Here is a 25,441-nt window from a genome sequence, read left to right on the forward strand (position 1 = left end):
GCCGTGCGCACCCCCATGCAGTGGACCCCCGACCGCAACGCCGGCTTCTCCTCCTGCGACCCCGGCCGCCTCTACCTTCCCACGATCATGGACCCGGTCTACGGCTACCAGGTCACCAACGTCGAAGCCGCCATGAGCAGCCCCTCCAGCCTGCTCCACTGGACCCGGCGCATGATCGAGATTCGCAAGCAGAACCCCGCCTTCGGCCTCGGCTCCTACACCGAACTGCCCTCGTCGAATCCGGCCGTTCTCGCCTTCCTGCGGGAGGCCCCCTCCACCGGCACGGACGGCGAGGGCGACGACCTGGTGCTGTGCGTGCACAACTTCTCCCGGTTCGCCCAGCCCACCGAGCTGGATCTGCGCGTCTTCGCGGGACGCCATCCGGTGGAGCTGATCGGCGGGGTGCGCTTTCCGGCCATCGGTGAACTGCCGTACCTCCTGACGCTCGCGGGCCACGGCTTCTACTGGTTCCGGCTGCGCGAGGACCCGGCGTAAGGTCGCCGTGACGGTGGTGTGAACGCGCCCGCGCGAGGGGCGTAAGGCGCACCGCACTGGGCACTCGCACACGGCACGCCCCTTGCCCGGCACCTTCGGCACCTCCCTGTCCGCGGCGCGGAAAGGACGCGACCATGTCGGAAGCCGCCACCCGCCCCAGTGCCCACACCGGCGCGCTCCTCGCGTCGCTGGACCCGCTGCTGCGCGGGTGGCTGCCGCGGCAGCGGTGGTTCGCGGGCAAGGGCCGTCCCGTCACGGACTTCCAGCTCGTGTCGGCGACGGAGCTGCTGCCGACGCGGGCGGAGCCGGGGCTGCTGCACCTGCTCGTGCGGGTGCGCCAGCCCCTGCTCGCCGGCCCGGACACCACCCTGGATCACGAGCTGCCCGCCGACTGCTACCAGCTCCTCGTCGGCGTCCGCGCCGAGCTGCCGCCCCGGCTCGCGCCCGCGCTCATCGGGCACGTCGCCGACGGGCCCCTCGCCGGGCGGACCGTCTACGAGGCGCTGGGGGACCCGCGCCTGGCCGCGCTGCTCCTGGAGCGGCTGCGGATACCCGGGCGGCTCGGCGCGCTGCGGTTCGCCCGCGCCGAGCACGCGGAGATACCCCCGGGCCTCGCGCCCCGGACGCTCGGCGCCGAGCAGTCCAACTCCTCGCTGGTGTACGGCGACACGTACATCCTCAAGCTGTTCCGCCGGGTCGTGCCCGGCGTCAACCCCGACCTGGAGCTGCCGCTCGCCCTCGCCCGGCAGGGCTGCGCCCGCGTACCGGCGCCCGCCGCCTGGCTGACCGCCGAGGGCGCCGACGAGCCGCTCGTCCTCGGTGTCCTCCAGCCGTACGTGCGCGGCGCCACCGACGGCTGGGAGCTCGCCCTGCGGGCGCTCGCCAAGGGCGAGGACTTCGCCGCCGAGGCCCGCGCGCTCGGCCGCGCCACCGCCGAGGTGCACGCCGCCCTCGCCGCGGCGCTGCCCACGGTCTCGCTCGGCCGCGCCCAGGTCGAGCTGCTCGCGCAGGGCATGACCGACCGCCTGGAGGCCGCCGCGCGGGCGGTCCCCGCGCTGCGCCCGTACGAGCCCGCGCTGCGCACCGCGTACCAGGCGCTCGCGGACCTCGGCACCGGCGGCGCCACCGCGTGGACGGCCCAGCGCGTCCACGGCGACCTGCACCTCGGGCAGTGCCTGCGGGCCCCGTCCGGCGACTGGCAGCTCATCGACTTCGAGGGCGAGCCCGCGCGGCCGCTCGGCGAGCGCCGCCTGCCGCAGCCTGCCGCCCGTGACGTCGCGGGCATGCTGCGGTCCTTCGACTACGCCGCCCGCTCCTGCCGCCCCTGGGCCCCGGACTGGGCCGAGGCCTGCCGGGCCGCGTACTGCACCGGCTACGCCGAGGTCAGCGGCCGCGACCCGCGCACCGAGCCGGTCCTGCTGCGGGCCCACGAGACCGACAAGGCGGTCTACGAGGCCGTGTACGAGGCCCGGCACCGGCCCGACTGGCTGCCGGTGCCGCTCGCCGCCCTCGACCAGCTCGCGGCGGACGCCGCCGCGCCGTCCCGCGACCCCGACACGGCCTGCCGCCCCGACGACTTCCGCTGACCCCGCCGAGCCGCCCCTCTGGACCGTCCCGACAGGAGGCCGCACCCGTGACCCGCCGCCCCTCGCCCCCGCCGCCGCCCGAGCCCGACCCCCGCCCCGAGGCCACACCCCCGCCCACGACCCCGGCGCAGCGGCCCGGAACCGCGAATCCGTCCCGTACGGCCACACCGGGCAAGCCCGGGACGAGCGGCCGGAAGGCGAAACCGGCGCAGTCCTCGAAGGCGGGGAAGACCGCGAAGGCATCTTCAGGAAAGGACGGGAAGGGCGGGAAGGACGGGAAGGGCGTGCGGGCGGGGAAGACCGCACCCAAGATCCCGGCTCCGCGGAGGGAACCGACGAGGGGGCACACGCACCGGGCGGCACCCGACGAGAAGGCACCCAACGGGGCACCCGACGGGAAGGCACCCGACGGGAAGGCACCCGCGTCACTCCAGCCCCTCCCGGTCCCGGTCTCGCCCGTGCCGGAGGCGGACCGCGCGCGGCTGCTCTCCGGCACGCACCACGACCCGCACACGGTGCTCGGGGCCCACCCCGTGACCCACGGGGTGGCCTTCCGCGTGCTGCGACCGTACGCGCGCGCCGTCTCCGTCCTCGCCGACGACGTCCGGGCCGACCTGCTCGACGACGGCGACGGCTTCTTCTCGGTGGTGCTGCCGCTGCGCGAGGTCCCGGCCGAGTACCGCCTCCGCGTCACCTACGCCGACACGGAGCTGGACACGCACGACCCGTACCGGTTCCTGCCGACGCTCGGCGAGTTCGACCTGCACCTGATCGGCGAGGGGCGGCACGAGCAGCTCTGGGAGGCGCTCGGGGCGCACCCGATGACGCACCAGGGCGCCACCGGCACCCGCTTCGCGGTGTGGGCGCCGAACGCGCTGGGCGTCCGCGTGGTCGGGGACTTCAACTACTGGGACGGTACGGGCTTCGCCATGCGGTCGCTGGGTGGCAGCGGGGTGTGGGAGCTGTTCGTGCCGTCGGTGGGCGAGGGGGAGCTGTACAAGTTCCAGATCACCCGGCCCGACGGCAGTACGACGTACCGGGCGGACCCGCTGGCCCGCCGCACGGAGGTGCCGCCCGCGAACTCCTCGGTCGTGCACGCTTCGCACCACGTGTGGCGCGACGAGGAGTGGATGCGGCGCAGGGCCGACGTGCCGGTGCACGAGGCGCCGTTCTCGGTGTACGAGGTGCACCTGCCGTCGTGGCGGCCGGGTCTCACGTACCGCCAACTGGCCGACCAGCTCCCCGCGTACGTGTCGGACCTGGGGTTCACGCACGTGGAGCTGCTGCCGGTGGCCGAGCACCCCTTCGGCGGCTCCTGGGGCTACCAGGTCACGGGCTTCTACGCGCCGACGGCCCGGCTCGGCACCCCCGACGACTTCAAGTACCTGGTGGACGCGCTGCACCGGGCCGGGATCGGCGTGCTCATGGACTGGGTGCCGGCGCACTTCCCGCGCGACGACTGGGCGCTGGCGGAGTTCGACGGGCGTCCGCTGTACGAGCACGAGGACCCGCTGCGGGCGGCGCACCCGGACTGGGGCACGCTGGAGTTCGACTACGGCCGGGCGGAGGTGCGCAACTTCCTGGTGGCGAACGCCTGTTACTGGTGCGAGGAGTACCACATCGACGGGCTGCGCGTGGACGCCGTCGCGTCCATGCTCTACCTCGACTACTCGCGCGAGGACGGGCAGTGGACGCCGAACGTCCACGGCGGCCGGGAGAACCTGGACGCGGTCTCCTTCCTCCAGGAGATGAACGCGACGGTGTACCGGCGCTGCCCGGGCGTGGTCACCGTCGCCGAGGAGTCCACGGCGTGGGACGGCGTGACCCGCGCGACGCACCACGTCGGTCCGGGCGGCTTCGGCGGCCTGGGGTTCGGCCTGAAGTGGAACATGGGCTGGATGCACGACTCGCTCACGTACATGAGCAAGGAGCCCGTGCACCGCAAGTACCACCACCACGAGATGACGTTCTCGATGGTGTACGCGTACAGCGAGAACTACGTACTGCCGATCTCGCACGACGAGGTCGTGCACGGCAAGCGGTCGCTGGTGTCGAAGATGCCCGGCGACTGGTGGCAGCAGCGGGCCGGCCACCGGGCGTACCTCGGCTTCATGTGGGCCCACCCCGGCAAGCAACTCCTCTTCATGGGCCAGGAGTTCGCCCAGGGCGCGGAGTGGTCGGAGACCCACGGGCCCGACTGGTGGCTCCTCGACCCGGCGTACGGCGCGGAGCCGGACCACCGGGGCGTACGGGACCTGGTGCGCGACCTCAACGCGCGCTACCTCGCGGAGCAGGCGCTCTGGCAGCGGGACACCGATCCCGGCGGCTTCGCGTGGGTGGAGGGGGACGCGGCGGAGGACAACGTCTTCGCGTTCCTGCGCCACGGGCCGCAGGGCACGGCGCCCGTCCTCTGCGTCTCGCACTTCTCCCCCGTGGTGCGGTACGAGTACCGGATCGGGGTGCCGGACGAGTACGCGGCGTGGCAGGAGATCCTCAACACGGACGCCGCCCCCTACGGCGGCAGCGACATCACCAACCCCCACCCCCTGAAACCCGACCCCACCCCCACCCACGGCCACCCGACTTCACTCCGCCTCACACTGCCTCCATTGGCGACGGTGTGGCTGCGGCCGGTGTGACGCCCCCTTCCACCGGGGCCGCGGCTCCGGCGGACAGCCGGCATCCGGGGTGACCACGTGCGTCCGCGTGCGTCCACGTACGTCCACGTACGTCCACACGCGTCCACGTGCGCTCACGCGCCAGGGGCGGCATGTTCCCGGAACCTGAATTCCAAGAGCCGCTCGAGTCGAGTCAGTAACGCGGCATCCGGCCGGGCACTCGGCATCTCCCCGCACGCCTTACGGACCCGACTCGGCAACGGCTCCAGGCCTGCCACCTGCGACGGTTGCGGTGTCAGCTCGGCTTGTGTCTTCGCGGCCGTTCCCGGCATCGGGGCGAGGGGCAGTACCGCGTACACGACCTTGCCCGCCCGATGGGTTTCGATACGCCCGCCACCGCACGCTCAATCGCTCCACCAGGGGCAGGCCTCGCCCGCCCTCGGCATCGGGTGCGGCTGTTCCCACCCGAGGAAGTGCGCGACTGTCGTCGTAGACCTCGACCACCAGCACCACATCGGAGACGCGCAACCGCACAGCGACGAACGGCAGCGCCTCGCGCTCCTGGTAGCTCAGTTCGAGCTTCGTGGTCCCCGTTGCCCGCACCGCGTTGGTCATCAACTCGGAGGCGATCAGTCCCACGACCTAGGTCAGGTGCTCAAGCCCCCAATCCACCAGCACCTGCTTGACGAACCGACGCCCCAACGGGACGGCCTTCGGTTCCGCGGCGTGCCGAAACCAGTACGTCATACCGTCCATGGCGCGCCCACCTTCCGGCATCGCGGACGGGCGGGCAGTCTGCGGCTACCGGTGCCGGGCAGCGGTCGGTCAAGGACATATTTCACGAGGGTCAAGGGTCGGTCCTCTTATTCGACCGGGTTCCATGCCCCACAGGCGCACGATCCGCCGTGTTGCACGCGATGTAAGCGCGGAAGCCCCACGGCGCCGACCTGAAAGTCCCCGCCCCATCAGGACGCAAGTCACTCATTGTCGCTACGCGATCACCCTGGGCTGCCGTCCCGCCCTAGCCCGGCCTGACAGGCAGTCGCCTGCAACACATTCAAATGAAGTCCCTTCATTTGCGTACGGCTTGGCGGCCGGACCTCCCATGGGCGAGACTCGCCGCGACCGCTTATGCAGGGACGAAGGGATGCGAGCGTGACCGCAAGGCCACCCACGGTGCGCCTCCGCCGCCTGGCGTCGGAACTCAAACGGGCCAGGAAGGCTACCGGGCTCAGTCAGGACGACGTGACCGCACGGACGCGCGTCAGCCCTGCCACGCTGTATCGCATCGAAAAGCCGGAAGGCCGACCGCAGATGCGCACTTTGCTGACGCTGCTCGACGTCTACGAAGTCAGCGACAACCAGCGCACGCGCATCATCGCCCTGCACGAGGGCGCCGACACCCAGGGCTGGCTGCGGCCCTGCCATGATGCCTTGCGCGATGAGTACAACGCCTACATCCAGTTCGAAGCGGAGGCGAAGACCATCCGCAACTGGGAGGCGCTGTACGTCCCCGGCCTACTTCAGACCGAGCCCTACGCCCATGCCGTCATCAGAGGGCATCTGCCCCACGCCGAACCGGAAGACGTCGCACAGCGGGTCAGGACCCGTATGGACCGCCAAGCGGTGCTGGCTGCAGAGCACCCGCTGGAACTGACGGCGATCATGGATGAGGCCGCCCTGCACCGGCAGGTGGGCGGCCCGCGAGTCATGGTGGAGCAGTTGCAACGGCTCGAAGCAACGGCCGACTTGTCGCACGTCAGCCTGCAGTTGATCCCTTGGGAGGCCGGGGCTCATCCGGGAATGCCCGGCTCCTTCGTGGTGCTGTCCTTCGCCGACCCCGAGGACGGCCAGATCGTGTACATCGACTCGATGGCCAACGACAGTTTCCTGGAAACGCCCGCGGACATTGACCGCTACACAGGCATCTTCGACCACCTACGGACGCTCGCCCTTAATCCTGACGACTCACTCGCCCTGATCGCCAGGACCAGACACGAGCGAACCCGAGAACTGGAGAAGGCATGAACACCCGCGTCAACCTCGCCGACGCCCACTGGATCACGAGCAGCCACAGCAGCGGCGAAGGTCAATGCGTCGAGGTCGCAGCCGTACCCGGCGCAGTCGCCACCCGAGACAGCAAGGACCGCACCGGCCCTGTTCTGGTTTTCACTGGGGAAGGTTGGGACAGCTTCATACGAGGCTTGACGGCAGACGAGTTCCGCTGCTGACCGACACCGCCGAAACGCCCCCGCCCTGGGTCCCGGGAGCGAAGGCGCTCAGCATGCGACTGCGGCGGCGGCGCAGCGGGGCCTCCACGAAGCGCCGCTCGCGTCCCGGACCCGAACGTGCCCAACCCGCGACGAGCCCTTCATGCCAACGGGCACCACGACCCAGCCGAACAATCCCACCCGGCCGTCGCCAATTATCCGCCACCGCTCCGCAGTCCGGCAGACATAGAGTGGCGCTGCCCACCGAGGCCGTTGCATCCGGAGAGGATGTTGTGACACATGGCGGCGGTTTGCATCCATCGCGCGGGAATGCCGCTATCTGAAGAAGTAAGCAAAAACGCACGACCGCTCACCTAAAACACCAGGTGGCGGCCTGTGGTCCCCGCGCGTGCGGGGGTGGTCCCGGTCGGTCATGGTGCTCCTTCGTGGTGTCGGGGTGGTCCCCGCGCGCGCGGGGCTTCGGGGCGCTGACGGAACCCTGCGCCGAGTGCACCTTGCGGACCTTGGACTCCATCGCCCTTCCGAACTGGGGTTTGCAACAGTCACTAGAACCCAAGGCCATGGGCGGACCTCTGTGCTCAAGAGCGGCAGCGGGTGCTTGACAGGGCGCCACTACCGCCCTCAGATAGGTTCCTTGAAGCGGGCACGGCCGCCAGCAGGATCACGTCGAGGCGTTGCGGCACGGCAGGCAGAGGTGGAGCACGCGCCCGCCACTGTTCGCCACGTGCTCCAGGGCGACGGGGACGGGCTCGCAGGTCTCCTGGTCGCACTCGCGGCATATCTGGATCACGACCGCCCGCTGAGCGCACGCCGCAGCCCCCGGGCACAGCCGTGCGTGCAGTTGTAGTCGCAGCGAATGACGAAGACCGGCCGCTCCCCCGGCGGGCGCAGGCCCGGGGCGTAGACCGGGACGTCGTCGCCGGGGCACAGGCCGCACGCGCCCAGGCGGCACTCTGGCGAGAGCGGGGCCGGCGATTTCTTCATGCTGACCGCCTCCCCGACGCACGGCGCAAGCGCCGCTCCGCGATACCCGCGCGCAGCCTCTCGTCCTCATCGGCGGGACGGACATGAGCAGGGTCAGCATCCCACTCACGTCCCCCGCCGGGAGGCCGTAGCTGGAGGCACCCGCCGACGCGCCCCATCACACGGCCCACCTTGTCGCGCTCAGTGTCGACCACCAGGTCACGCAACTCGGGCTCTCTCATGATTCACCAGCCCCTCGCCGCAGTTGGGCCGCCAGGCGTACAGCCACGTCTGGGCGGATGCGCTCGAGGTTGACGAGGCGTAACTCGACTGACCCGATGTCCACCCCCAGCGAGGGCAGAACAATGTCGACGTCCGTCAGGGCGTCCCTCAGATCCTCGGTCGCCACGTACGGGCCGACCTCGTGCTCATGCTGCGCTTCCGTGGCCATGACCAGGACGGTAGAGATGCCGACCGCACGACGACCACGCACTATTCCCGTTTATTCGCAGACGATGACCAACTATGACGCTTTATTCCCATTCAGTCCGGGTGCATCCTGGTCCCGGGCCGCCGGCTGTCGAGATGCTGGGTGGATCATCCGCTCAACTGGAAGGACAATCCATGGCGCGGCGACTGCGGTTCATCGGCACGGGCAGCGGAGACACTGGCTGCCCGTCGGTGCACGAAGACCTCGACACAGGGGAGGTCATCGTGCACGGGCCGCCTCTCGACGACCCTGAGGACATTGCCCAGCTCCGACGCCTCGGCCCAGGAGAAGTGCCGATCGTCGTGCCGCGCAACCTGCTCGTGGACTGGGGGCCCAAAGACATGACACGCGACGCGAAGGCCATTGGTCCGGAGGCGTTCAACAAGCTGTTCGAGACCTTCGAGCACTCGGCCTGGCGGCTGGAAACGCGGCGTCGGTACGCGAGCGACGAGGGCACGCGGACATATGCCCAGTTCAAGGCCACCGGTGACGTCACGTGGAACATGGATTCGTGGTACTGCACGACGATCCGGTCTCAGACCGCGGCGGGGAAGAAGGTCGGGCGGGTGCGCGTCGTCGACCACCCACCGACTGAGGGGCAGCGGTACCTCATGATCAACGCCCGGCGCAATGCCAGCCTCGGTGAGGACATGCGGAACCTGTGGCGCGCGGACGCCGACCGGCTGCGACTCGGCACCGAGGACTTCTGGATCTTCGACTCGCGCCTGGTCGCCCTGCTGTGCTTCGACGACGCCGACAACCTGATGGACGTGGAGCTGATCACGGAGCCCGCCGAAGTGGTGCGGTACTCCATGCTGCGTGATGCCGCCATGCACCACGCGATCCCGCATGACGCCTTCGCGGCGCTGGTGGCCGCGGCCGAGTAAAAGCAGGTGCACCGGTGAGTACGGACTACCAGCAAGCACGGGCGGCGCTTGGCGTACGCCTGAGGGAGCTGCGACTCACAGCCCCCGGCGGCCGTCTCACCGGTACACAACTGGCGCAGAGACTGGGCTGGTCACAAGCCAAGGTCAGCAAGCTCGAGAACGGCAGGAACACTGCCACCCCGCAGGACTTGCGCTCGTGGGCCGAAGCCACCGGCCACCCCGACGTCTACGGCGAGTTGCGTCAGCGCCTCGCCGGGTTCGAGAGCCATATCCGCTCCTGGCGACGCCAGCTTGCTGAAGGGCACACACCCGTCCAACGGATGCAGGCAGCAGAGTACGGCCGGTCGGCAGTCGTCCACGGCTTCGAAAGCGTCACCGTGCCGGGCATCCTCCAGACCCCCGACTACGCGCGGTCGGTCTTCACTCGGTACGCGGAGTTGCAGCGCTCCCCGCGCGACACAGATGCGGCGGTGCTCGCGAGGGTGCAACGGCAGGCTCTGCTGTATGAGCCGGGCAGGCGCTTCGAGATCCTGATGGGCGAAACTGCGCTCCGCACCCTGATTTGCTCGCCGTCGGCACTCGCCGCGCAGCTCACGAAGCTGAGCGGCTTCATCGGCCTGGACACCGTGCAGCTCGGAGTCATCCCCTTCGCTGCGCCCCTCAAGCTGCCACCTATGGGGGGCTTTTGGATCCACGACGACCGACTCGTCATCGTCGAAGAATGGCATGCGGAGTTGTGGATCGACGACGCCGACAGCATCGCCACGTATCAGCGCGTCTGGAAGACGCTGCGCGAATCCGCCGTGTACGGCGCCGACGCGCACAACGTCATCAACACGGCGCGGCGCGCGCTCGGATCGCGGTGAGTGCGGCGGCCCGGCGGACTGGCGACCACTTTGAAAGGCAACCTCACGCCGGAGTGTGCGGTGCGGTACTGCACATGGGTCGCGACCTCGTTCCGCCCGGACACACCCCAGCCGTGCCCCCTCCGGAACGTGGTCACCATGGAGCACGGCCGTACGATCCGTCGCCCGCGGCGGCACCCTGAAGTAGGCACGGACGCACAGGCCCCCCCTCCACCCGCAGCCCCCGGACCAGGCGCGTTCGGCACAGGAAGGCGGTGGCGCAGTGGGGCCTCCGCGAAGCGCGGCTCACGTCCCGAACACGAACACGCCCAGCTCACGACGAGCCCTTCACGCCAACCGACACCACGACCCAGCCGAACAATCCCACCCGATCTTCGCCGAGTAGCCGCCACTGCTCCGCAGTCCGGCAGACATAGAGTGGCGCTGCCCACCGAAGGCCGTTGCATCCGGAGAGGATGTTGTGACACATGGTGGCGGTTTGCACACATCGCGCAGGAATGTCGCTATCTGAAGAAGTAAGCAAAAACGCACGCCCGCTCATCTAAAACGCCAGGTGACGCCCTGTGGTCCCCGCGCGTGCGGGGGTGGCCCCTGACCCTCACCCGCTCAAGGTGTGGGCCGAGTGTGGTCCCCGCACGTGCGGGGGTGACGAAAACCGGCCGCTCCCCGGCGGGCGCGGGCCCATGGCGTAGACCGGGACGCTGTCGCCGGGGCACAGGCCGCACTCACCCAGGCGGCACTCGGCAGACAGCGGAGCCGGCGATGTCTTCATGCTGACCGCCTCCCCGGCGCACGGCGCAGGCTCCGCTCCGCGATACCCGCGCGCAGCCTCTCGTCCTCATCGGCGGGACGGACACGAGCAGGGTCGGCGTCCCACTCGCGTCCGCCCCCGGGAGGCCGTAGCTGGAGACATCCGCCGACGCGCCCCATCACACGGCCCACCTTGACGCGCTCGGTGTCGACCACCAGATCACGCAGCTCGGGATCTCTCATGATTCACCGATCCGTCGCCGATCAAGCTCCCGCTTCAGGGCCGCCACCTCGTCGGCCAGCCGCCTGCCCTTGGCCAGCTCCTCGGCGATCTTTGCTACGACGTCCGCGCGGGCGCTGCCGAGGACGACCAGCCCCAGGTGCGGGGACGCGTAGTCCATGGACAGGGACGGCAGGACGATCCGGTTCGCTGCCCAGAGCGCCTCCCGCAGGGCTTCCATCGCCGCGTGCGGATCGACAGTCGGCGGCTTCGCGAGCTTCTTGCGTGTGACCATGACCAGGACGCTAGAGATTGGTACTCGCCTGACGCGAGGCCGGTTACATGAAGTTTCTTGACGCGGCGAGGAAGTTACGGGAAGTTTCTCACGCGGGGCAACTTGACCCCTCGTACCGGCACTTGCTCCCCGGAATGCTGATCGCATTGCTTCCCCGACGAGAGGACGAAGTCATGCGACTGCGCTTCAACGGCACCGGCAGCGGCGGCGGTCCTGCCCCGCCGTGCACGAGATCGTGGGCACGAACGACGTCGTGGTGCACGGCCCGCGGCTCACCGATCCCACTGCGCTGGCCCAGCTCCAGCACATCGACGACGACGAGATCCCGGTCGTCGTCCCGCGCAACACCTTGATCGACTTCGGCCCGAAGGAGCGCGACGAGTCGCCGCGCGTCCTGCCGCCGGAGGAGTTCTCCCGCATGTTCGAGAACTTCCGGCACAGCGCGTGGCACCTGGAGATGAGGACCCGCTACGCGGTCGACGAAGCCACCGACACCTACGCCCAGTTCGTCCGCGGCGAGACGCCGACGTGGGACATGGATTCGCCGTGGGCCCGGACCATCAGCGCCAAGACCCGCGACGGCGCGGCCGTCGGCCGCGTACGCATCGTCGACGACCCGCCGACCGAGGGGCAGCGGTACCTTCTCGTGCATGCCGAGCACAACGACGCCCTGGGTGAGGACGTCAGGAACATGTGGCGCGCGGACGCACAGCGCGTCAACCTGCCGGACGAAGATTTCTGGATCTTCGATTCGCACATCGTGGCACTGTGTCTTTGGGGCGGCGACGACGACCTGGTCGGCGCCGAGCTGATCTCGGAGCCCGCGCGCGTCAACCAGTACAACCGGCTGCGCGACATCGCGCTGCACTACGCCACGCCCTACCGGGAGTTCGTGGCACAGATGAGCGCCAAGGAGTAGAGGGTGGGCACCGGTGAGTACGGACTATCAGCAGGCACGCAGGGCGCTCGGGGCGCGGCTGCGTGAGCTGCGCTACTCGTCCCCCGACGGCCGGCTCACCGGTACCCAGCTCGCGGAACGGCTCGGCCCCGGATGGACCAAGGTAAAGATCAGCAAGTTGGAGAACGGCAGGCAGACGCCGACCAGCGACGACCTCCAGGCATGGGCGCAGGGCACCGGCCAGCCGGAGACGTACGACGAACTCCTCAGGCAGCTCCGGGGCTTCGAGTGCCGTATCCGGTCCTGGCCGCGCCAGCTCTCCTCCGGCCACAGGCCCGTACAGGACGCGGCCACTCTCGAAGAGGAGCGGTCACGCGTGCTCACCATCTGGGAGAGCTGCTTGATCCCGGGACTGCTGCAGATTCCTGATTACGCCCGGCACGTCTTCGTACGGCACGCGGAGCTGATGCGGTCGCCCCGGGACACGGAAGAGGCTGTGCGCGCACGTGTCGAGCGTCAGGCGGGGCTGTATCGGCCGGGACGGAAGTACCGGATCATGATGTGGGAAGGCGCGCTGCGCTCGCTGGTCTGTCCGCCGTCCGTCCTTGCCGCGCAGCTCGACAGACTGGTGGGCGCCATCGGCCTGGACACCGTGGAGCTGGGGATCGTTCCCTTCACGGTCTCGCTGAAGGTCTGGCCGGGCAACGGCTTCTGGATCTACGACGAACGTCTCGTGATCGTCGAAGACTGGCACGCGGAGCTGTGGATCGACGACGCCGACAGCATCGCCACGTATCAGCGCGTCTGGAAGACGCTGCGCGAATCCGCCGTGTACGGCACCGACGCGCACAACGTCATCGACGCGGCCCGGCGGGCGCTCGGTTCGCGGTGAATGCGGCTCGGCGGACTGGTGACCACGTATGAGAGGCAGCCGCCCACCGGAGTGTGCGGTGCGGTACTGGGCTCGGGTCGCGATCCCGTTCCGCCGGGCGCCTTCCGGCCGTGCCCCCTCCGGGACGTGGTCACCATGGAGCACGGCCGTACGATTCGTGTCGCCCACGGGAAGGACGGCACCCTGAAGTAGGCACGGACACGCCGAATCCCCCTCCGCCCGAAGCCCCCGGAACGGGCGCGTTCGGCATAGGAAATCGGAGACGCAGGGGCCTTCGCGAAGCGCGGCTCGCCTCCCGAACACGAACACGCCCAGCCCACGACGAGCCCTTCACGCCAACCAGCACCACGACCCAGCCGAACAATCCCACCCGACCGTCGTCAAGTAGCCGCCACCGCTCCGCAGTCCGACAGACATAGAGTGGCGCTGGCCGCCGAAGGCCGTTGCAACCGGAGAGGATGTCCGCGGCGCATAGTGCTGTTTTGCACGCATCGACCGGGGATGTCGTTATCTGAAGAAGTAAGCAAAAACGCACGACCGCTCGCGTAAAACGCCAGGTGGCGGCCTGTGGTCCCCGCGCGTGCGGGGGTGGTCCCGGCACAGGGAGGCCGGAGCCCGTCTTCACCGGGTGGTCCCCGCGCGTGCGGGGGTCCCCACGACGGCTACATCGACGGCACCCGGGCTAAGTGGTCACCGCCACGTGCGGGGGCGGCAAGTAGCTGCTGAGCCCCTGTGGCGGTCTCCGTGGGCGGATGCTGGTTCGGTTGCGGCGGAGGGGTGGTCTTGTCGCCGGGGGCACAGCCCCTGTGTGCCCCCGGCGAGCAGGAGTGCGGCCCCGCGCAGGGCCAATGTGTTCGGCCGGCGGCAGGCGTCAGTTGCGGATGCAGCGGCCCGTGAAGCGGCCGTTGTCGTAGTACTCCGGCCAGCGCAGCGTGTAGCTCGTTGTCGGGCCGAAGATGCCGTCGGCTGTGATGCCTGACCTGCGTTGGGCCGCCTTCAGGGCCTTCTTGGTGGCGGGGCCGAAGCTCATGTCGACGGCGATCCTCGCTCCGTAGCAGCGGACCAGGCCCGCCTGGAGGGCTTTGACGCCCAGCATGCGGTGGCCTTGTTTGAGGAGGCAGGTGTAGTTGCCGGGGCGGATGCCCGGCCTGATCATGTGGCCCTCGCCCGTGGGCTGGTTGATGGCGTATTCGCAGAGGGGCAGGGGTGCCGCTGTCGGGGTGTCGGCGGCCGTTGCCGTCGACGCGGTGAGGAGTCCTGCGCCGAGAGCGGCTGCGGCGGCGAGAATGGTGCCGTTCCTTGTACGCATGCGTAGGGCGTCCTTTCGGTGTGCTGGTGGCAGAAGCAGTAGGCGTGCGACCAGCAGTGCACCGTCCAGCGCGTTGTCCCGCAGCTCCCTTGCGTCGTACGGGACAAGCGCCGCGGGCCGGTGGGATCCCACCGGCCCGCGGCCTCGCCTCAGCGAGGGGTCAGCCTCCGCGCCAGGGGCTCCGGCAAGGGCTCCGTGTGCAGGACCCCGAGGCGTTGCGTGGGGCGGGTCAGAGCCACGTACAGGTCGCTGGTCTCGTAGTGCGTCGGCTCGATCACCAGGACCGTGTCGAACTCCAGGCCCTTTGCCTGGCGCGGGTCGAGGAGGACCACGGGGCGGGTGAGGTCCGGCTCCTCGCCCGCCGTGACGCCGTCGAGGGCGGGGGCCAGGGTCGCGTGCAGCGTGCGCGGTGCGATGACCGCGAGGCGCCCCTCCCCGGCGGGGGAGTCGGCTACGGCCTTGGCGACCTCGGCCGCGAGGTCGCCAAAGTCGGGCACGCGCCGCGCCCACGGCTCCACCCCGGTGGCCCGTACCGAGCGCGGCGGCTCGAAGGCGGGCCGCCCCGCCGCGCGGGGCACCTCCGCCGCCACGGCCATGATCTCCGCGGGCGTACGGTAGTTGACCCCGAGCCGGGTGAACTCCCAGCGGTCCTCGACGTACGGCGCGAGGATGTCGGCCCAGGAGCCCACTCCCCCGGCCTCCGCCGTCTGCGCGGGGTCGCCGACGAGCGTCATGGAGCGGGTCGGGCAGCGCCGCATGAGCAGGCGCCAGGCCATCGCGGACAGCTCCTGCGCCTCGTCGACGACGATGTGCCCGAACGCCCAGGTCCGGTCCGCGGCCGCCCGCTCGGCGGCGCTGCGGTGGTCGGCCTCCTCGTGCCGCTCCGCCATCCGCTCGGCGTCGATGATGTCGTGCGCGAGCAGCACCTCGGAGCCGTCCGGGTCGCTCTCCTCCTTGTCCTCGAACTCGTACGTCCGCGAGGCGTACGACACGTCGAGCACGCCCTGCGCGTACGCGACCTGCCGCTGGCGCTCGGCCTCCGCGCGGGCGAGGGCCGCGCTGTCGTCCTTGCCGAGCAGTTCGGCGGACTCGTCGAGGAGCGGTACGTCGGCGGGCGTCCAGGCCGCGCCGGGCGCTCGGCGCACGGCGGCGGCGTCCGCGTCCGGGAGGTGGACGGGCTCCTCCAGGTAGTCCGTGACGAACTGCTCGGGCGTGAGCGTCGGCCACAGCTCCTCGATCGCCGCGTGCACCTCGGCGCTGGTCGCGATGCCCTTGCCGAGCTGGGCGATGTCGTCGGGGCCGAGGAAGTTGGGCCCGCCGTACGGGTCGTGCCCGATGCGCTCGGCGAGCTGCTGGGTGAGCGCGTCGATGACGTGGAAGGCGAACGTGGGCCGTGCCAGGTTGTGCGGGAGGCGGGTCTCGCGGGCGGCGGCCCGCGCCTCGTAGGCGATCTCCCAGTCGAGGATCAGGTCGCCGTCGTCGTGCGCGATGACGACCGGGGCCCCGGGCTCCGGCAGCCGCTGCCGGTCCTCCAGGGCTCGTTCCAGTACGTCGGCCATCTCCGCGCGGCCCTTCACCTCCGCGGCGGCGGGCGTGTCCGTGCCGGTCGCCGTGATGCCGGGGAACAGCTCGCCGAGGGAGGCGAGCAGCACGCCGGTCTCGCCGAGGGCGGGCAGCACGTCGCTGATGTAGCCGAGGAACGCCGGGTTCGGCCCGACGATCAGCACGGCCCGCTTGGCGAGGTGCTCGCGGTGCGCGTACAGCAGGTAGGCGGCGCGGTGCAGCGCGACCACGGTCTTGCCCGTGCCGGGGCCGCCCTCGACGACGAGGACGCCCTGGTGCGGGGCGCGGATGATGCGGTCCTGCTCGGCCTGGATGGTCTGCACGATGTCCTGCATCCGGCCGGTGCGCGCGGAGTTGAGCGCGGCGAGCAGGACCTCGTCGGCGTCGGCGCCCTCGTGCCCGGTGCGGGTGGTGTCGGACAGGTCGAGAATCTCGTCGTGCAGGCCGGTGACCTCGCGGCCCTCGGTGCTGATGTGCCGCCGTCTGCGCAGGCCCATGGGGGTGTGCCCGGTGGCGAGGTAGAAGGGCCGGGCGACCTCCGCGCGCCAGTCGAGGACCAGCGGGGTGCGCTCGGCGTCGGACGCGCGGATGCCGATCCGCCCGATGTGGTGGTCACGGCCGTCGCGGAACACGAGCCGGCCGAAGCACAGCCCGTTCTCGCCCGCGTCGAGGGCGGCGAGCAGCCCGGACCGCTCCGCCACCAGTACGTCACGCTCGAGGCGCGCCTGGAGGCCGTTGCCGACCTGCTCCAGCGACGCGCGCACGGCGGACTCGGCCTCCTCGCGCAGCGCGTCGAGGCGCGCGTACAGCCCGGAGACGAATTGCTGCTCTTCCCGCAATTCCTCGGTTGACAATTCAGCCCCTCGCCAGTTACAGTGCTCGTATAAAGATTCCCGCATTACCCGTGCGCCCAATTGCGCAGGGCTTTGCGAAAGAATCCACTATACGCAGAGAAAAGCCCCGGACGTCAACGCGCCCGGGGCTTTTCCCTTGCCCTGCTCTTCCGTCGGCTCAGAGCACCCCCGCCCCCGCCAGGTCCGCCACCAGCTTCCGCTTCGGGCGCGCGCCGACGCTCTGCCACACCGGCTCACCCTCGCGGAACACCATCAGCGTCGGCGTGGAAAGCACCCCGTACGCCACCGTGGTCTCCGGATTCCGGTCGACGTCGAGCCGCACCACTTTCAGCCGCTCGGCCTCCTCGGCGGCCAGATCGGCAAGCACCGGGCCGAGCTGTCGGCACGGCCCGCACCACTCCGCCGTGAACTGCACGAGCACCGGCCGTTCCACGCCCAGCACCTCGAAACCGAAATCCGCGTCCGTGACCTCGGCGACCTCGGCGACCTCGGCCGCACCCTCGCCACGTACCGCGCTCGTCCGGCCCTCGGCCCGTATCGCGCTCATCCGCTCCACCCCTTCAGTTCGCACACCGGCTCCGGACCGCCCGGAGCCCCGGCATCGGCGGCCAGCTCGGCCATCGCCCGCTCGGCGCGCACGAGCTGCGCGCCGACCTGGTCCCGTACCGCGCTCAACTCGCCGATCAGCGCGTCGAGTTCGGCCAGCTTGCGACGGTAGACGGCGACCGACGCCGGACAGGAGTCGCCCGCCGGGTGCCCGGAGCGCAGGCACTCCACGAACGGGCGGGTCTCCTCCAGCTCGAAGCCGAAGTCCTGGAGCGTCCTGATCTGCTCCAGGAGCCGGACGTCACCCTCGTCGTAGGTGCGGTGGCCGTTGCCGTCGCGCCGCGCGGGCAGCAGCCCGCGCGACTCGTAGTACCGCAGGGTCCGCGTGGTCGTCCCCACGCGGGCCGCGAGTTCGCCGATGCGCATACCGCGACCGTAGACGTTGACGTCGGGGTCAAGGCCAGCGGCGGCCGGACGGGGCCTCAGGGCTTGCGGACCGCCTCCACCGTCGAGGTCCAACTGTCGCCGCCGTGGCCGAGCGCGACGCCGCGCCGGGCGACCGCGCGGGCGGCGCGCAGCACCGAGGTGTCGAGGCCGCGGTGTTCCGAGGCGTGCACGATGTGGTCGATGCCGGCCACCTCCATGGCGAGGTTGCCCTGCTCGCCCGGGTACCGGCCGGCGTCGATCTCACCGGCCGTCTGGTCCACGAACGACTGGACGAGACCGGCGTTGGCCTTGAGGTACGGGGCGACGGCCGCGGCCGGGACGCCGTCCGCCGCGGCCAGGGCGAAGGCGTGCACCAGGCCCGACATCGAGGTCCAGAAGTAGTCGAGCAGCGACAGGTCGTAGAGGGCGGCGAGGCCGTGGTCCTCACCGACGTACGTGGTGTGGCCGCCGAGCGCCTTCAGGGCTTCCTCGTGCCGGTCGTACGCGTCCCGCGGGCCCGAGTGGAACAGCAGGGCGTCGGGCGTGCCGACGACGGTCGTCGGGACCATGACCGCGCCGTCCAGGTAGGCGATGCCCTCCTTCGCCGCCCACGCGGCCGCCTCGCGGGCGCGCTCGGGGGTGTCGGAGGTGAGGTTCACCAGGGTGCGCCCGGCGAGGTCGGCGGCGAGCGGTTCGAGGATCACCCCCGAGGCGTCGTAGTCGACGACGCAGACGACGACCAGGTCGCTCGCGCGCACGGCCTCGGCGGCGCTCGCCGCCCGGGTGGCCCCCCGGGCGACCAGCTCCTCGCCCTTGCCCGCCGAGCGGTTCCAGACGGTGGTGGGGTGGCCGGCGGCGAGGAAGGCTCCGGCGAGGGCCTGGCCCATCGCGCCGAGGCCGAGGACGGTGACGGAACTCTTCTGCGCCGAGGGCGTGTTGGTTTCGTTGGGCATGCCTCCATGCTTGATCAGCACGCGCACGGCCACAAGTACCGACTATTTGGTCAGGTACTCACCAAAGAGTAAGCATGGGCGGTGGGCTCGTACTCCTGGGTGCCCGCCGACTCCAGCGCGAGCGCGGCCAGGGCGCAGCCGAGCCGGGCCGAGCGGTCGTCGGGCCAGCCCCAGGCGTGGCCCGCGAGGAAGCCCGCGCGGAAGGCGTCGCCCGCCCCGGTCGGGTCGGCGACCTCGGCCACGGGCACGGCGGGCACGTGCGTCGGCGGGCGGCCCGCGCGGGCGAGGGTCACGCCGTCCGCGCCGCGCGTGGTGATCCACGTGCCGACCTGGCGCAGCACCTCCTCCTCGGTCCAGCCGGTGCGCTCGCGCAGCAGGGCGGCCTCGTACGCGTTGGAGAACAGCAGGGCGGCGCCCGCCACAAGGCGCCGGGTCTGCTCGGTGTCGAGCCGGGCGAGCTGCTGGGAGGGGTCGGCGGCGAACGGGACGCCCAGGGTGCGGCAGGCCTCGGTGTGCCGGACCATGGCCTCGGGGTCGTCGGCGCCGATGTGGACGAGGCGGAACCGTCCGGCGCGCGGGAGCAGCGCGGCCAGGTCGATGGTGCGGGCCTCGGCCATGGCTCCGGCGTAGAAGGTGGCGATCTGGTTCTGGTCGCGGTCGGTGGTGCAGACGAACCGGGCGGTGTGGCGGGTGGGGCTGATGTGCACGCCCGAGGTGTCCACGCCGAGCGCGCGCAGCCGCGCCGCCTGCTCGGCGTAGTCCTGCCCGGCCGCCCCCACGAGCAGCGGGTTGAGCCCCACCTTGCCGAGCCCGAAGGCGATGTTGGCGCCGACCCCGCCCTGCCGCACCCGGAGGTCGTCGGCGAGGAAGGACAGCGAGACCCGGTCGAGCTGGTCGGGGAGCAACTGCTCGGCGAACCGGCCCGGGTAGGTCAGCAGGTGGTCGGTGGCGAGGGAGCCGGTGACGGCGATCCGGACGCCGATGTCCCAGGCGGCGGTCATCTCACACCCCCGCGGAGGAGCGCAGCGCGGGCACGCGGTCGGTGCGCTCCCAGGTGAAGTCCGGCAGCTCGCGGCCGAAGTGGCCGTACGCGGAGGTCTGCGCGTAGACGGGGCGCAGCAGGTCCAGGTCGCGGATGAGGGCGGCCGGGCGCAGGTCGAACACCTCCGTGACGGCCCGTTCGATGCGGGCCTGGGAGACCGTGGCGGTGCCGAAGGTCTCCACGAACAGGCCGACCGGGTCGGCCTTGCCGATGGCGTAGGCGACCTGCACCTCGCAGCGCCGGGCGAGGCCCGCGGCGACCACGTTCTTGGCCACCCAGCGCATCGCGTAGGCCGCGGAGCGGTCCACCTTGGAGGGGTCCTTGCCGGAGAAGGCGCCGCCGCCGTGGCGGGCCATGCCGCCGTAGGTGTCGATGATGATCTTCCGGCCGGTGAGGCCCGCGTCGCCCATCGGCCCGCCGATCTCGAACCGGCCGGTGGGGTTGACGAGCAGGCGGTACCCCTCGACCTCCAACTCCAGGCCCTGGGCGCCGAGTTCCTCCAGGACGTGGTCGACGACGAACTTGCGGATGTCCGGGACGAGCAGCCCCTGCAGGTCGACGTCGCCCGCGTGCTGGGAGGAGACCACGACGGTGTCCAGGCGCACCGGGCGGCTGCCCTCGTACTCGATGGTGACCTGCGTCTTGCCGTCGGGGCGCAGGTACGGCACGACGCCGTCCTTGCGGACCTCGGTGAGCCGGCGCGCGAGGCGGTGCGCGAGCTGGATGGGCAGCGGCATCAGCGCGGGCGTCTCGTCGGTGGCGTAGCCGAACATCAGGCCCTGGTCGCCGGCGCCGCCGGTGTCCACGCCCTGGGCGATGTCGGGCGACTGGGCGCCGAGCGACACCGTCACGCCGCAGGAGGCGCCGTCGAAGCCCTTCGCCGAGGCGTCGTAGCCGATGTCCACGACGGCGTCGCGGACGAGCTGGGCGACGGGGACGTACGCGGTGGTGGTCACTTCCCCGGCGACGTGCACCAGGCCGGTGGTGACGAGGGTCTCCACCGCGACCCGGGAGGCGGGGTCCTGGGCGAGCAGCGCGTCGAGGACGGTGTCGCTGATCCGGTCGGCGATCTTGTCGGGGTGGCCCTCGGTGACGGACTCCGAGGTGAACAGGCGTCGGGGCATGGGCTCGGCCCTTTCTGGGATGGCGGAAGGGTGGGGCGGTGAGGTGGTGCGGACGGGCGGCGACGTGGTGCGGAGGGCGGCGTGGTCACAGCCACGCGGTGGCGGCGCCGAGCAGCAGCAGGTTGCAGGCGCCCTGGGCGAGTGCGCAGGCGAGGGCAGAGCCGGTGGCGGCGCGGACCAGGCCGAGGGCCAGGCCCATGAGGAAGACGGACGGGAGGAGGCCGCAGACGACCTTCCAGTTGAGCGGGTTGAGGCCGTAGTCCCCGAGGTGGACGGCGGCCCACCCGGCGGCCGTGGTGACGACGGCGGTGTAGGTGCCCCGGCGCACCTCGACGGCCCGGTAGAGGACGCCGCGGTAGCAGACCTCCTCGACGAGCGGTACGAGGACGCCGAGCGCGAGGACCATGGCGGCCACGTCGGCCCAGGGCGCGCCGGGCACCATGCCCTCGAAGAGCTTGGGCATCCAGGTGGTCCAGTTGTCGTCGCCGTGCCCGAAGGCGTCGCGGGTGGCGAGGAACGTCTGCCCGTACACCACCGCGACCAGCGCGGTGCCGAGGACGGCGGGCAGCATCGGGAAGCCGCGCACCCCGGCGTCGGCCCACCGCTCGCGCGGCAGGACGAGGAGCACGGCGGCGCTCAGGGCGACGGAGAGCACCATCACCGGGAAGGTGAAGGCGCCGGCGACGCGCACCGCCGCGAGGACCGCGAACAGCGCGGCGGCGGAGGCGACGGGGCTGGCCGCGTGGTGCAGGCGCAGCCGGTCCAGGCGGCCCGGGCGGGCCGTCGTCGGGGCGGTGGCGGGCGGCATGCGCGTCACCCCGCCGCTGCCTTGCGCGGGCGGTGGCGCGCGCGGCCGAGGCTCGGCAGCCACCAGTTGTACTTGTGCAGCAGGAGCAGCGTGGCCGGGACGAACAGCATGCGGATGACGGTGGCGTCGAGCAGCACGGCGAGGCCGAGCCCGGCGCCGTACTCCTGGAGCATCAGCGTCGAGGACAGCGCCATGGTGCCGAGGCTGCCGGCCATGACGAGCCCGGCGGCGTTGATGACGCGGCCGGTGTCGACGACGGCCCGCATGGTCGCCTCCTCCTGGCTCAGCCCACCGCGCAGCAGGTCGCGGACGCGCGTGACGAGGAAGATCTCGTAGTCCATGCCGAGCCCCATCATCAGGACGGTGAGGAAGATCGGCAGGTCGTCGATGACGGCCTCGCCGCGCCAGTGGTGGAAGATCAGCACGGTGAGCCCGACGGCCCAGACGTTGCTCAGCATGATGGTGGCGATCAGCCGCAGCGGTACGAGCAGCGACCGCAGCGTGACCATCAGCATCACGAAGACGCCGACGCTGACCAGGACGACCATCTGCCAGAAGCTGGCGCGCAGGGCGGCGCTGTACTGCCGGTCGACCTGGGTGGTGCCGCCGATCTCCAGCGCGGCGACCTCGCGCCCCGCGTCGTCGGCGACGCGCTCCACGCGGCGTACGGTGTCGGCCGCCTCCTCGGAGTACGGGTCGTCGTCGAGGGCGACGACGAAGCGCAGCGTGCCGTCGCGGGCGACGTAGTCCTCGCCGATGGCGGGGCCCGCCGCGGCGAGCTGTGCCGGAGACCACTCCTCGCCGTACGGGTGGGTCGCGGAGTCGACGGAGGCGACGCCGGGCACGTCGGCGAGGCGTTCGGTGAGGCGGTCGACCGCGGCCCGGCCCCGGTCGGTGAGGCGCCCGTCCTCGACGACGCCGGGCGCGGCGCGGCCGAGGGCGACCGTCGGCATGACGGCGGCGTCGCCCCACCGGTCCGCGACCGTGGCGAAGCCCTCGCGGGAGTCGGTGGCGGGGCTGAGCGCGACCGGGTCGGACGTGGACCGGTGGGAGGCCACGAGCAGCGCGAACGGGACGGTCGCGGCGAGGAACACCAGGACGATCGCCACCTTGCGGCGCTTGGCGAACTCGGCGGTGCGGCGCAGGTGTCCGCCCATGGCGCCGGTGTGCTCCATGTCGGCCAGCGGGTCGCGGCCGAGGGCGAAGAACCGGTCGCCGAGCAGTACCAGCAGGCAGGGCGTGAGGGTGAGCGCGGCGGCGAGCACGATGGGGATGCCGATGAGCCCGCCGTAGCCGAGCGGCGGGATCCAGTCCACCGGGGAGAGCAGGGTCGCGCCGAAGGCGAGGGCCACGGCGACGGCGGCGAGCAGCATGCTCTCGCCCGCGTGCACGGTGGCGTGCACGACCGCGTCCCGGGGGTCCCGGCCCGCGAGGCGTTCCTGCCGGTAGCGGGAGGACAGCAGCATGCTGTAGTCGACGCCCGCGCCGAGCATCACGAACGTCATGATGGTGACGGTGAACTGCGTGAGCGTCACCTGTTCGCCCAGCAGGTGCAGCGCGGCCTGGCTGACGTTCATCGACAGGCCGATGACGGCGAGCGTGAGGACGGCGGGCACCACGGCGCGGAAGAACACCAGCAGGACCACGAGGATGATGCCGTAGGCCACCGTCTCCATCAGGGAGTTGTCGGCCTCCGACTTCTCGTACGTGTCGTGGATGAGCGCCAGCTCCCCGGTGACGTGCACCTCGGTGCCGCCGCCCGGGGCGTGTGCGGCGAGCGCCTTCCCGGCGAGCTCCCGCAGCCCCTCGACGTCCGGGTCGGCCCCGGCGGCCTCGGTGTAGCTGACGGACGCGACGGTCGCCCTGCCGTCGTCGGCGACGAGCCGGGCCACGGCGTCCTCGGGCACCGGCAGCGGGAAGCGCGTCCAGTCGCTACGGGTGGCGACGTCCCCGGCGATGCGCCGTACGGCCCCGTCGTCGGGGGCGGTCGCCGCCTCGCGCGCGGCCCCGGCGAGGGCGGCGGGGACCCGGCCCGCGCGCACCTCCCGGTCCACGAAGGCGCGGGCGTCGCCCGCCTCGCGCGCCTGCTTCCGTACGCCTGTCAGGAACGCGGCGGCCGTGTCCCGGTACAGCGTGTACGCGGACGACGTGCGCTCCACGTCGCCGTCCGCGCGCAGCCGGGCGAGCCGGGCGTCCAGGTCGGCGAGCAGGGCCCGGACGTCGGCGGCGCGCACGTCGGGGGCCTCGACGACGACGGTCACCTCGCGCTCGGAGCGGTGCGGGAACGCCTTCTTCGTCAGCTCGTCGGCGCGGGCGCTGCTGGTGCCGGGCACGACCTTCGAGGCGCCCTGGTCGGTGAGCGCGTCGTCGAGCCCCAGGCCGTAGGGGGTGCACAGCGCGATGAGCACGGCCCACACCGCGAGCACGGTCTTCGGCCGCGCGGCGAGCCGCTCGGCGAAGCGGTGCAGGGCCCGCTGGACGGCTCCCTGGGCCGCGGCGGCGGGCGCGGCGGTGGCCCGGCCCGGTGGCGGGGTCGGCGTGGGCGGGTCGGCCGCCCGGGTCGGGTTCGTCATGCGGCGCCGGCCTTCTCGCCGGTCCGGGCGCCGTGCCGGGCCGCGGCGGGCTTGGCCCCGGTGACGACCACGAAGGTGTGCTGGATCTCCAGGGTGCCGGTACGGGCGAGGAGGTCGGCGAGGGCCGCCTCGACGCGGTCCAGGACGAGCTGCTCGCGGCCGTTGTCCACGGCGGTCTTGAAGCCCGCCGCGGCGCCGGAGCGCTGCACCCACTCCAGGACGGCGGCCGGGGTGTGGGCGGGGATGACCTGCGCGCCGTCGCGCTGCCCGGTGACGGTGAGCCCGGCCTTGGTGAACCAGCGCGCCACCGTCGCCGCGTTCTTCGGCAGCGCGACCCGGATGAGGCTGGTGAGCAGCGAGGGGTCGTCGGCGAAGACGCGCTCCAGGCCCTGGGTGAGGGCCTGGTGAGCGTCCGCGCGGGTCTCGATCACCAGGACGCGGCCGCCGGGGCGCAGCACCCGCTCGATCTCGGCGAGCAGCCGGGCGGGCTTGGTGTAGCAGATGGCCCAGCCGACGACGACCAGGTCGGCGCTTGCCGCGGGCTGCCGCCGGATGAAGGCGTCCATGTCGTCCACGGTCAGGCTCACGTCCAGCTCCGGCGCCAGCTCGACGAGCGGCCCCACCTTGTCCTTGGCGACCTGGAGCATCCCGGGCGACTTGTCGATGGCCCGCACGGAGCCGCGCCCGTCCAGCCGCCGCACGATCTCGGCGGTCAGGTGCCCGGTCCCGCAGGCGAGTTCCACGACCCGGTCGCCGGGCCGGACGGGCACCTCGTCGAGCGCGGCGGTGGAGTGCTTGCCCATGACGGGGCTGAAGAAGGTGTCGTAGTCGGAGCTGGCGGCGTCGTAGTCGGCCGTGGGATCGGCGTGCGCGCGGTTCAGCGCGAGACGCAGGGCACGGGCGGCGAGACCGAGACGGGACATGAGGACCCCCAAGGAAAAGGAAGAAGACGATGAACCGGAACACGAGGACGACGACCGGACGGGAGACACCACCCCACCCGGCACACGAGCACGACGACCGGAAGGGGATGGCACCCACCCGGCACACGA

General features: G+C 71.6%; 23 protein-coding genes. 9 read left to right on the plus strand and 14 right to left on the minus strand.

The window, feature by feature from the left end; all coding sequences use genetic code 11:
* The 5 genes from IE330_RS18330 to IE330_RS18350 form a co-directional block, all read left to right on the plus strand.
* Positions 1-495 (plus strand): alpha-glucosidase C-terminal domain-containing protein (locus IE330_RS18330; protein WP_190137122.1); only part of this gene is annotated, 495 nt, incomplete at its 5' end.
* Positions 496-629: 134 nt separating this feature from the next.
* On the plus strand, positions 630-2,081 hold the full coding sequence (locus IE330_RS18335; protein ID WP_190137123.1) for a maltokinase N-terminal cap-like domain-containing protein: 1,452 nt from the start codon (positions 630-632) through the stop codon (positions 2,079-2,081).
* A 458-nt stretch (positions 2,082-2,539) separates the two neighbouring features.
* Complete coding sequence (gene glgB / locus IE330_RS18340) at positions 2,540-4,720, plus strand: 1,4-alpha-glucan branching enzyme (RefSeq protein WP_373314679.1); 2,181 nt, start codon at positions 2,540-2,542, stop codon at positions 4,718-4,720.
* A gap of 1,134 nt (positions 4,721-5,854) precedes the next feature.
* Positions 5,855-6,727, plus strand: a complete 873-nt coding sequence (locus tag IE330_RS18345; RefSeq protein WP_229925742.1) for a helix-turn-helix domain-containing protein — start codon at positions 5,855-5,857, stop codon at positions 6,725-6,727.
* Positions 6,724-6,930, plus strand: a complete 207-nt coding sequence (locus IE330_RS18350; protein WP_190137126.1) for a DUF397 domain-containing protein — start codon at positions 6,724-6,726, stop codon at positions 6,928-6,930. The genes IE330_RS18345 and IE330_RS18350 overlap by 4 nt, the downstream gene beginning before the upstream one ends.
* Positions 6,931-7,591: 661 nt before the next feature.
* Here IE330_RS18350 and IE330_RS39690 read toward each other — a convergent pair.
* From IE330_RS39690 to IE330_RS18360, 3 genes are all read right to left on the minus strand, one after another.
* Positions 7,592-7,720 (minus strand): hypothetical protein, encoded by a 129-nt coding sequence (locus tag IE330_RS39690; RefSeq protein ID WP_268257307.1) that lies wholly within the window; start codon positions 7,718-7,720, stop codon positions 7,592-7,594.
* Positions 7,717-7,914, minus strand: coding sequence for a hypothetical protein (locus tag IE330_RS18355; protein WP_190137127.1), 198 nt, complete (start codon positions 7,912-7,914; stop codon positions 7,717-7,719). Before IE330_RS18355 ends, IE330_RS39690 begins: the two co-directional genes overlap by 4 nt.
* A gap of 217 nt (positions 7,915-8,131) precedes the next feature.
* Positions 8,132-8,344, minus strand: coding sequence for a hypothetical protein (locus IE330_RS18360; protein WP_190137128.1), 213 nt, complete (start codon positions 8,342-8,344; stop codon positions 8,132-8,134).
* Between the two features lie 173 nt (positions 8,345-8,517).
* Between IE330_RS18360 and IE330_RS18365 the strand changes: the two genes are divergently transcribed.
* Both IE330_RS18365 and IE330_RS18370 read left to right on the plus strand, forming a co-directional pair.
* Positions 8,518-9,270, plus strand: a complete 753-nt coding sequence (locus IE330_RS18365) for a DUF6879 family protein (RefSeq protein ID WP_190137129.1) — start codon at positions 8,518-8,520, stop codon at positions 9,268-9,270.
* A 14-nt stretch (positions 9,271-9,284) separates the two neighbouring features.
* On the plus strand, positions 9,285-10,136 hold the full coding sequence (locus tag IE330_RS18370; protein ID WP_190137130.1) for a helix-turn-helix domain-containing protein: 852 nt from the start codon (positions 9,285-9,287) through the stop codon (positions 10,134-10,136).
* A 989-nt stretch (positions 10,137-11,125) separates the two neighbouring features.
* Here the strand turns inward: IE330_RS18370 and IE330_RS18375 are convergent.
* Positions 11,126-11,401 carry a hypothetical protein gene (locus tag IE330_RS18375; protein WP_229925745.1) on the minus strand — a complete coding sequence of 92 codons (276 nt, stop codon included), beginning with the start codon at positions 11,399-11,401 and terminating at the stop codon, positions 11,126-11,128.
* 223 nt (positions 11,402-11,624) lie between these two features.
* Here IE330_RS18375 and IE330_RS18380 point away from each other — a divergent pair, with 223 nt between their 5' ends.
* Positions 11,625-12,320, plus strand: a complete 696-nt coding sequence (locus tag IE330_RS18380; protein ID WP_308439022.1) for a DUF6879 family protein — start codon at positions 11,625-11,627, stop codon at positions 12,318-12,320.
* A gap of 13 nt (positions 12,321-12,333) precedes the next feature.
* Positions 12,334-13,191, plus strand: coding sequence for a helix-turn-helix domain-containing protein (locus IE330_RS18385; RefSeq protein WP_190137131.1), 858 nt, complete (start codon positions 12,334-12,336; stop codon positions 13,189-13,191).
* Positions 13,192-14,062: 871 nt separating this feature from the next.
* Here IE330_RS18385 and IE330_RS18390 read toward each other — a convergent pair.
* From IE330_RS18390 to IE330_RS18435, 10 genes are all read right to left on the minus strand, one after another.
* Positions 14,063-14,500, minus strand: a complete 438-nt coding sequence (locus IE330_RS18390) for a peptidoglycan-binding domain-containing protein (protein ID WP_190137132.1) — start codon at positions 14,498-14,500, stop codon at positions 14,063-14,065.
* A 149-nt stretch (positions 14,501-14,649) separates the two neighbouring features.
* A complete protein-coding gene (locus IE330_RS18395; protein WP_229925746.1) occupies positions 14,650-16,917 on the minus strand; it encodes a HelD family protein in 2,268 nt (755 codons plus the stop codon).
* A 157-nt stretch (positions 16,918-17,074) separates the two neighbouring features.
* Positions 17,075-17,464, minus strand: coding sequence for a thioredoxin family protein (locus IE330_RS18400; RefSeq protein ID WP_190137134.1), 390 nt, complete (start codon positions 17,462-17,464; stop codon positions 17,075-17,077).
* Complete coding sequence (locus IE330_RS18405) at positions 17,461-17,889, minus strand: MerR family transcriptional regulator (protein WP_190137135.1); 429 nt, start codon at positions 17,887-17,889, stop codon at positions 17,461-17,463. Before IE330_RS18405 ends, IE330_RS18400 begins: the two co-directional genes overlap by 4 nt.
* Positions 17,890-17,945: 56 nt before the next feature.
* Entirely contained in the window at positions 17,946-18,842 is an 897-nt protein-coding gene (locus tag IE330_RS18410) for an imine reductase family protein (protein WP_190137136.1), read from the minus strand.
* A 50-nt stretch (positions 18,843-18,892) separates the two neighbouring features.
* On the minus strand, positions 18,893-19,843 hold the full coding sequence (locus IE330_RS18415; protein ID WP_190137137.1) for a carbohydrate kinase family protein: 951 nt from the start codon (positions 19,841-19,843) through the stop codon (positions 18,893-18,895).
* 1 nt (position 19,844) lies between these two features.
* Positions 19,845-21,008 (minus strand): methionine adenosyltransferase, encoded by a 1,164-nt coding sequence (gene metK / locus IE330_RS18420; protein ID WP_190137138.1) that lies wholly within the window; start codon positions 21,006-21,008, stop codon positions 19,845-19,847.
* A gap of 85 nt (positions 21,009-21,093) precedes the next feature.
* Positions 21,094-21,816: a CPBP family intramembrane glutamic endopeptidase gene (locus tag IE330_RS18425; protein WP_190137139.1), complete on the minus strand. Its 723-nt coding sequence runs from the start codon at positions 21,814-21,816 to the stop codon at positions 21,094-21,096.
* Between the two features lie 5 nt (positions 21,817-21,821).
* The gene (locus IE330_RS18430) at positions 21,822-24,389 is read right to left on the minus strand and encodes an MMPL family transporter (RefSeq protein ID WP_229925747.1); all 2,568 of its coding nucleotides are present in this window, start codon (positions 24,387-24,389) and stop codon (positions 21,822-21,824) included.
* Entirely contained in the window at positions 24,386-25,312 is a 927-nt protein-coding gene (locus tag IE330_RS18435; protein ID WP_190137140.1) for a class I SAM-dependent methyltransferase, read from the minus strand. Before IE330_RS18435 ends, IE330_RS18430 begins: the two co-directional genes overlap by 4 nt.
* Between the last annotated feature and the right edge of the window lie 129 nt (positions 25,313-25,441).

Origin of the sequence: Streptomyces longispororuber (assembly GCF_014656095.1) — a bacterium.
GTDB classification, from domain to species: Bacteria; Actinomycetota; Actinomycetes; order Streptomycetales; family Streptomycetaceae; genus Streptomyces; species Streptomyces longispororuber.

Bases quoted from the DNA above. Each gene is read 5' to 3' on its own strand.
- IE330_RS18335 (WP_190137123.1), top strand. From the start codon at position 630: ATGTCGGAAGCCGCCACCCGCCCCAGTGCCCACACCGGCGCGCTCCTC.
- IE330_RS18400 (WP_190137134.1), bottom strand. From the start codon at position 17,464: ATGAGCGCGATACGGGCCGAGGGCCGGACGAGCGCGGTACGTGGCGAG.
- IE330_RS18375 (WP_229925745.1), bottom strand. From the start codon at position 11,401: ATGGTCACACGCAAGAAGCTCGCGAAGCCGCCGACTGTCGATCCGCAC.
- IE330_RS18410 (WP_190137136.1), bottom strand. From the start codon at position 18,842: ATGCCCAACGAAACCAACACGCCCTCGGCGCAGAAGAGTTCCGTCACC.
- IE330_RS18390 (WP_190137132.1), bottom strand. From the start codon at position 14,500: ATGCGTACAAGGAACGGCACCATTCTCGCCGCCGCAGCCGCTCTCGGC.
- IE330_RS18355 (WP_190137127.1), bottom strand. From the start codon at position 7,914: ATGAAGAAATCGCCGGCCCCGCTCTCGCCAGAGTGCCGCCTGGGCGCG.
- IE330_RS18360 (WP_190137128.1), bottom strand. From the start codon at position 8,344: ATGGCCACGGAAGCGCAGCATGAGCACGAGGTCGGCCCGTACGTGGCG.
- metK (WP_190137138.1), bottom strand. From the start codon at position 21,008: ATGCCCCGACGCCTGTTCACCTCGGAGTCCGTCACCGAGGGCCACCCC.
- IE330_RS18415 (WP_190137137.1), bottom strand. From the start codon at position 19,843: ATGACCGCCGCCTGGGACATCGGCGTCCGGATCGCCGTCACCGGCTCC.
- IE330_RS18425 (WP_190137139.1), bottom strand. From the start codon at position 21,816: ATGCCGCCCGCCACCGCCCCGACGACGGCCCGCCCGGGCCGCCTGGAC.
- IE330_RS18405 (WP_190137135.1), bottom strand. From the start codon at position 17,889: ATGCGCATCGGCGAACTCGCGGCCCGCGTGGGGACGACCACGCGGACC.
- IE330_RS18435 (WP_190137140.1), bottom strand. From the start codon at position 25,312: ATGTCCCGTCTCGGTCTCGCCGCCCGTGCCCTGCGTCTCGCGCTGAAC.
- IE330_RS18430 (WP_229925747.1), bottom strand. From the start codon at position 24,389: ATGACGAACCCGACCCGGGCGGCCGACCCGCCCACGCCGACCCCGCCA.
- IE330_RS18350 (WP_190137126.1), top strand. From the start codon at position 6,724: ATGAACACCCGCGTCAACCTCGCCGACGCCCACTGGATCACGAGCAGC.
- IE330_RS18365 (WP_190137129.1), top strand. From the start codon at position 8,518: ATGGCGCGGCGACTGCGGTTCATCGGCACGGGCAGCGGAGACACTGGC.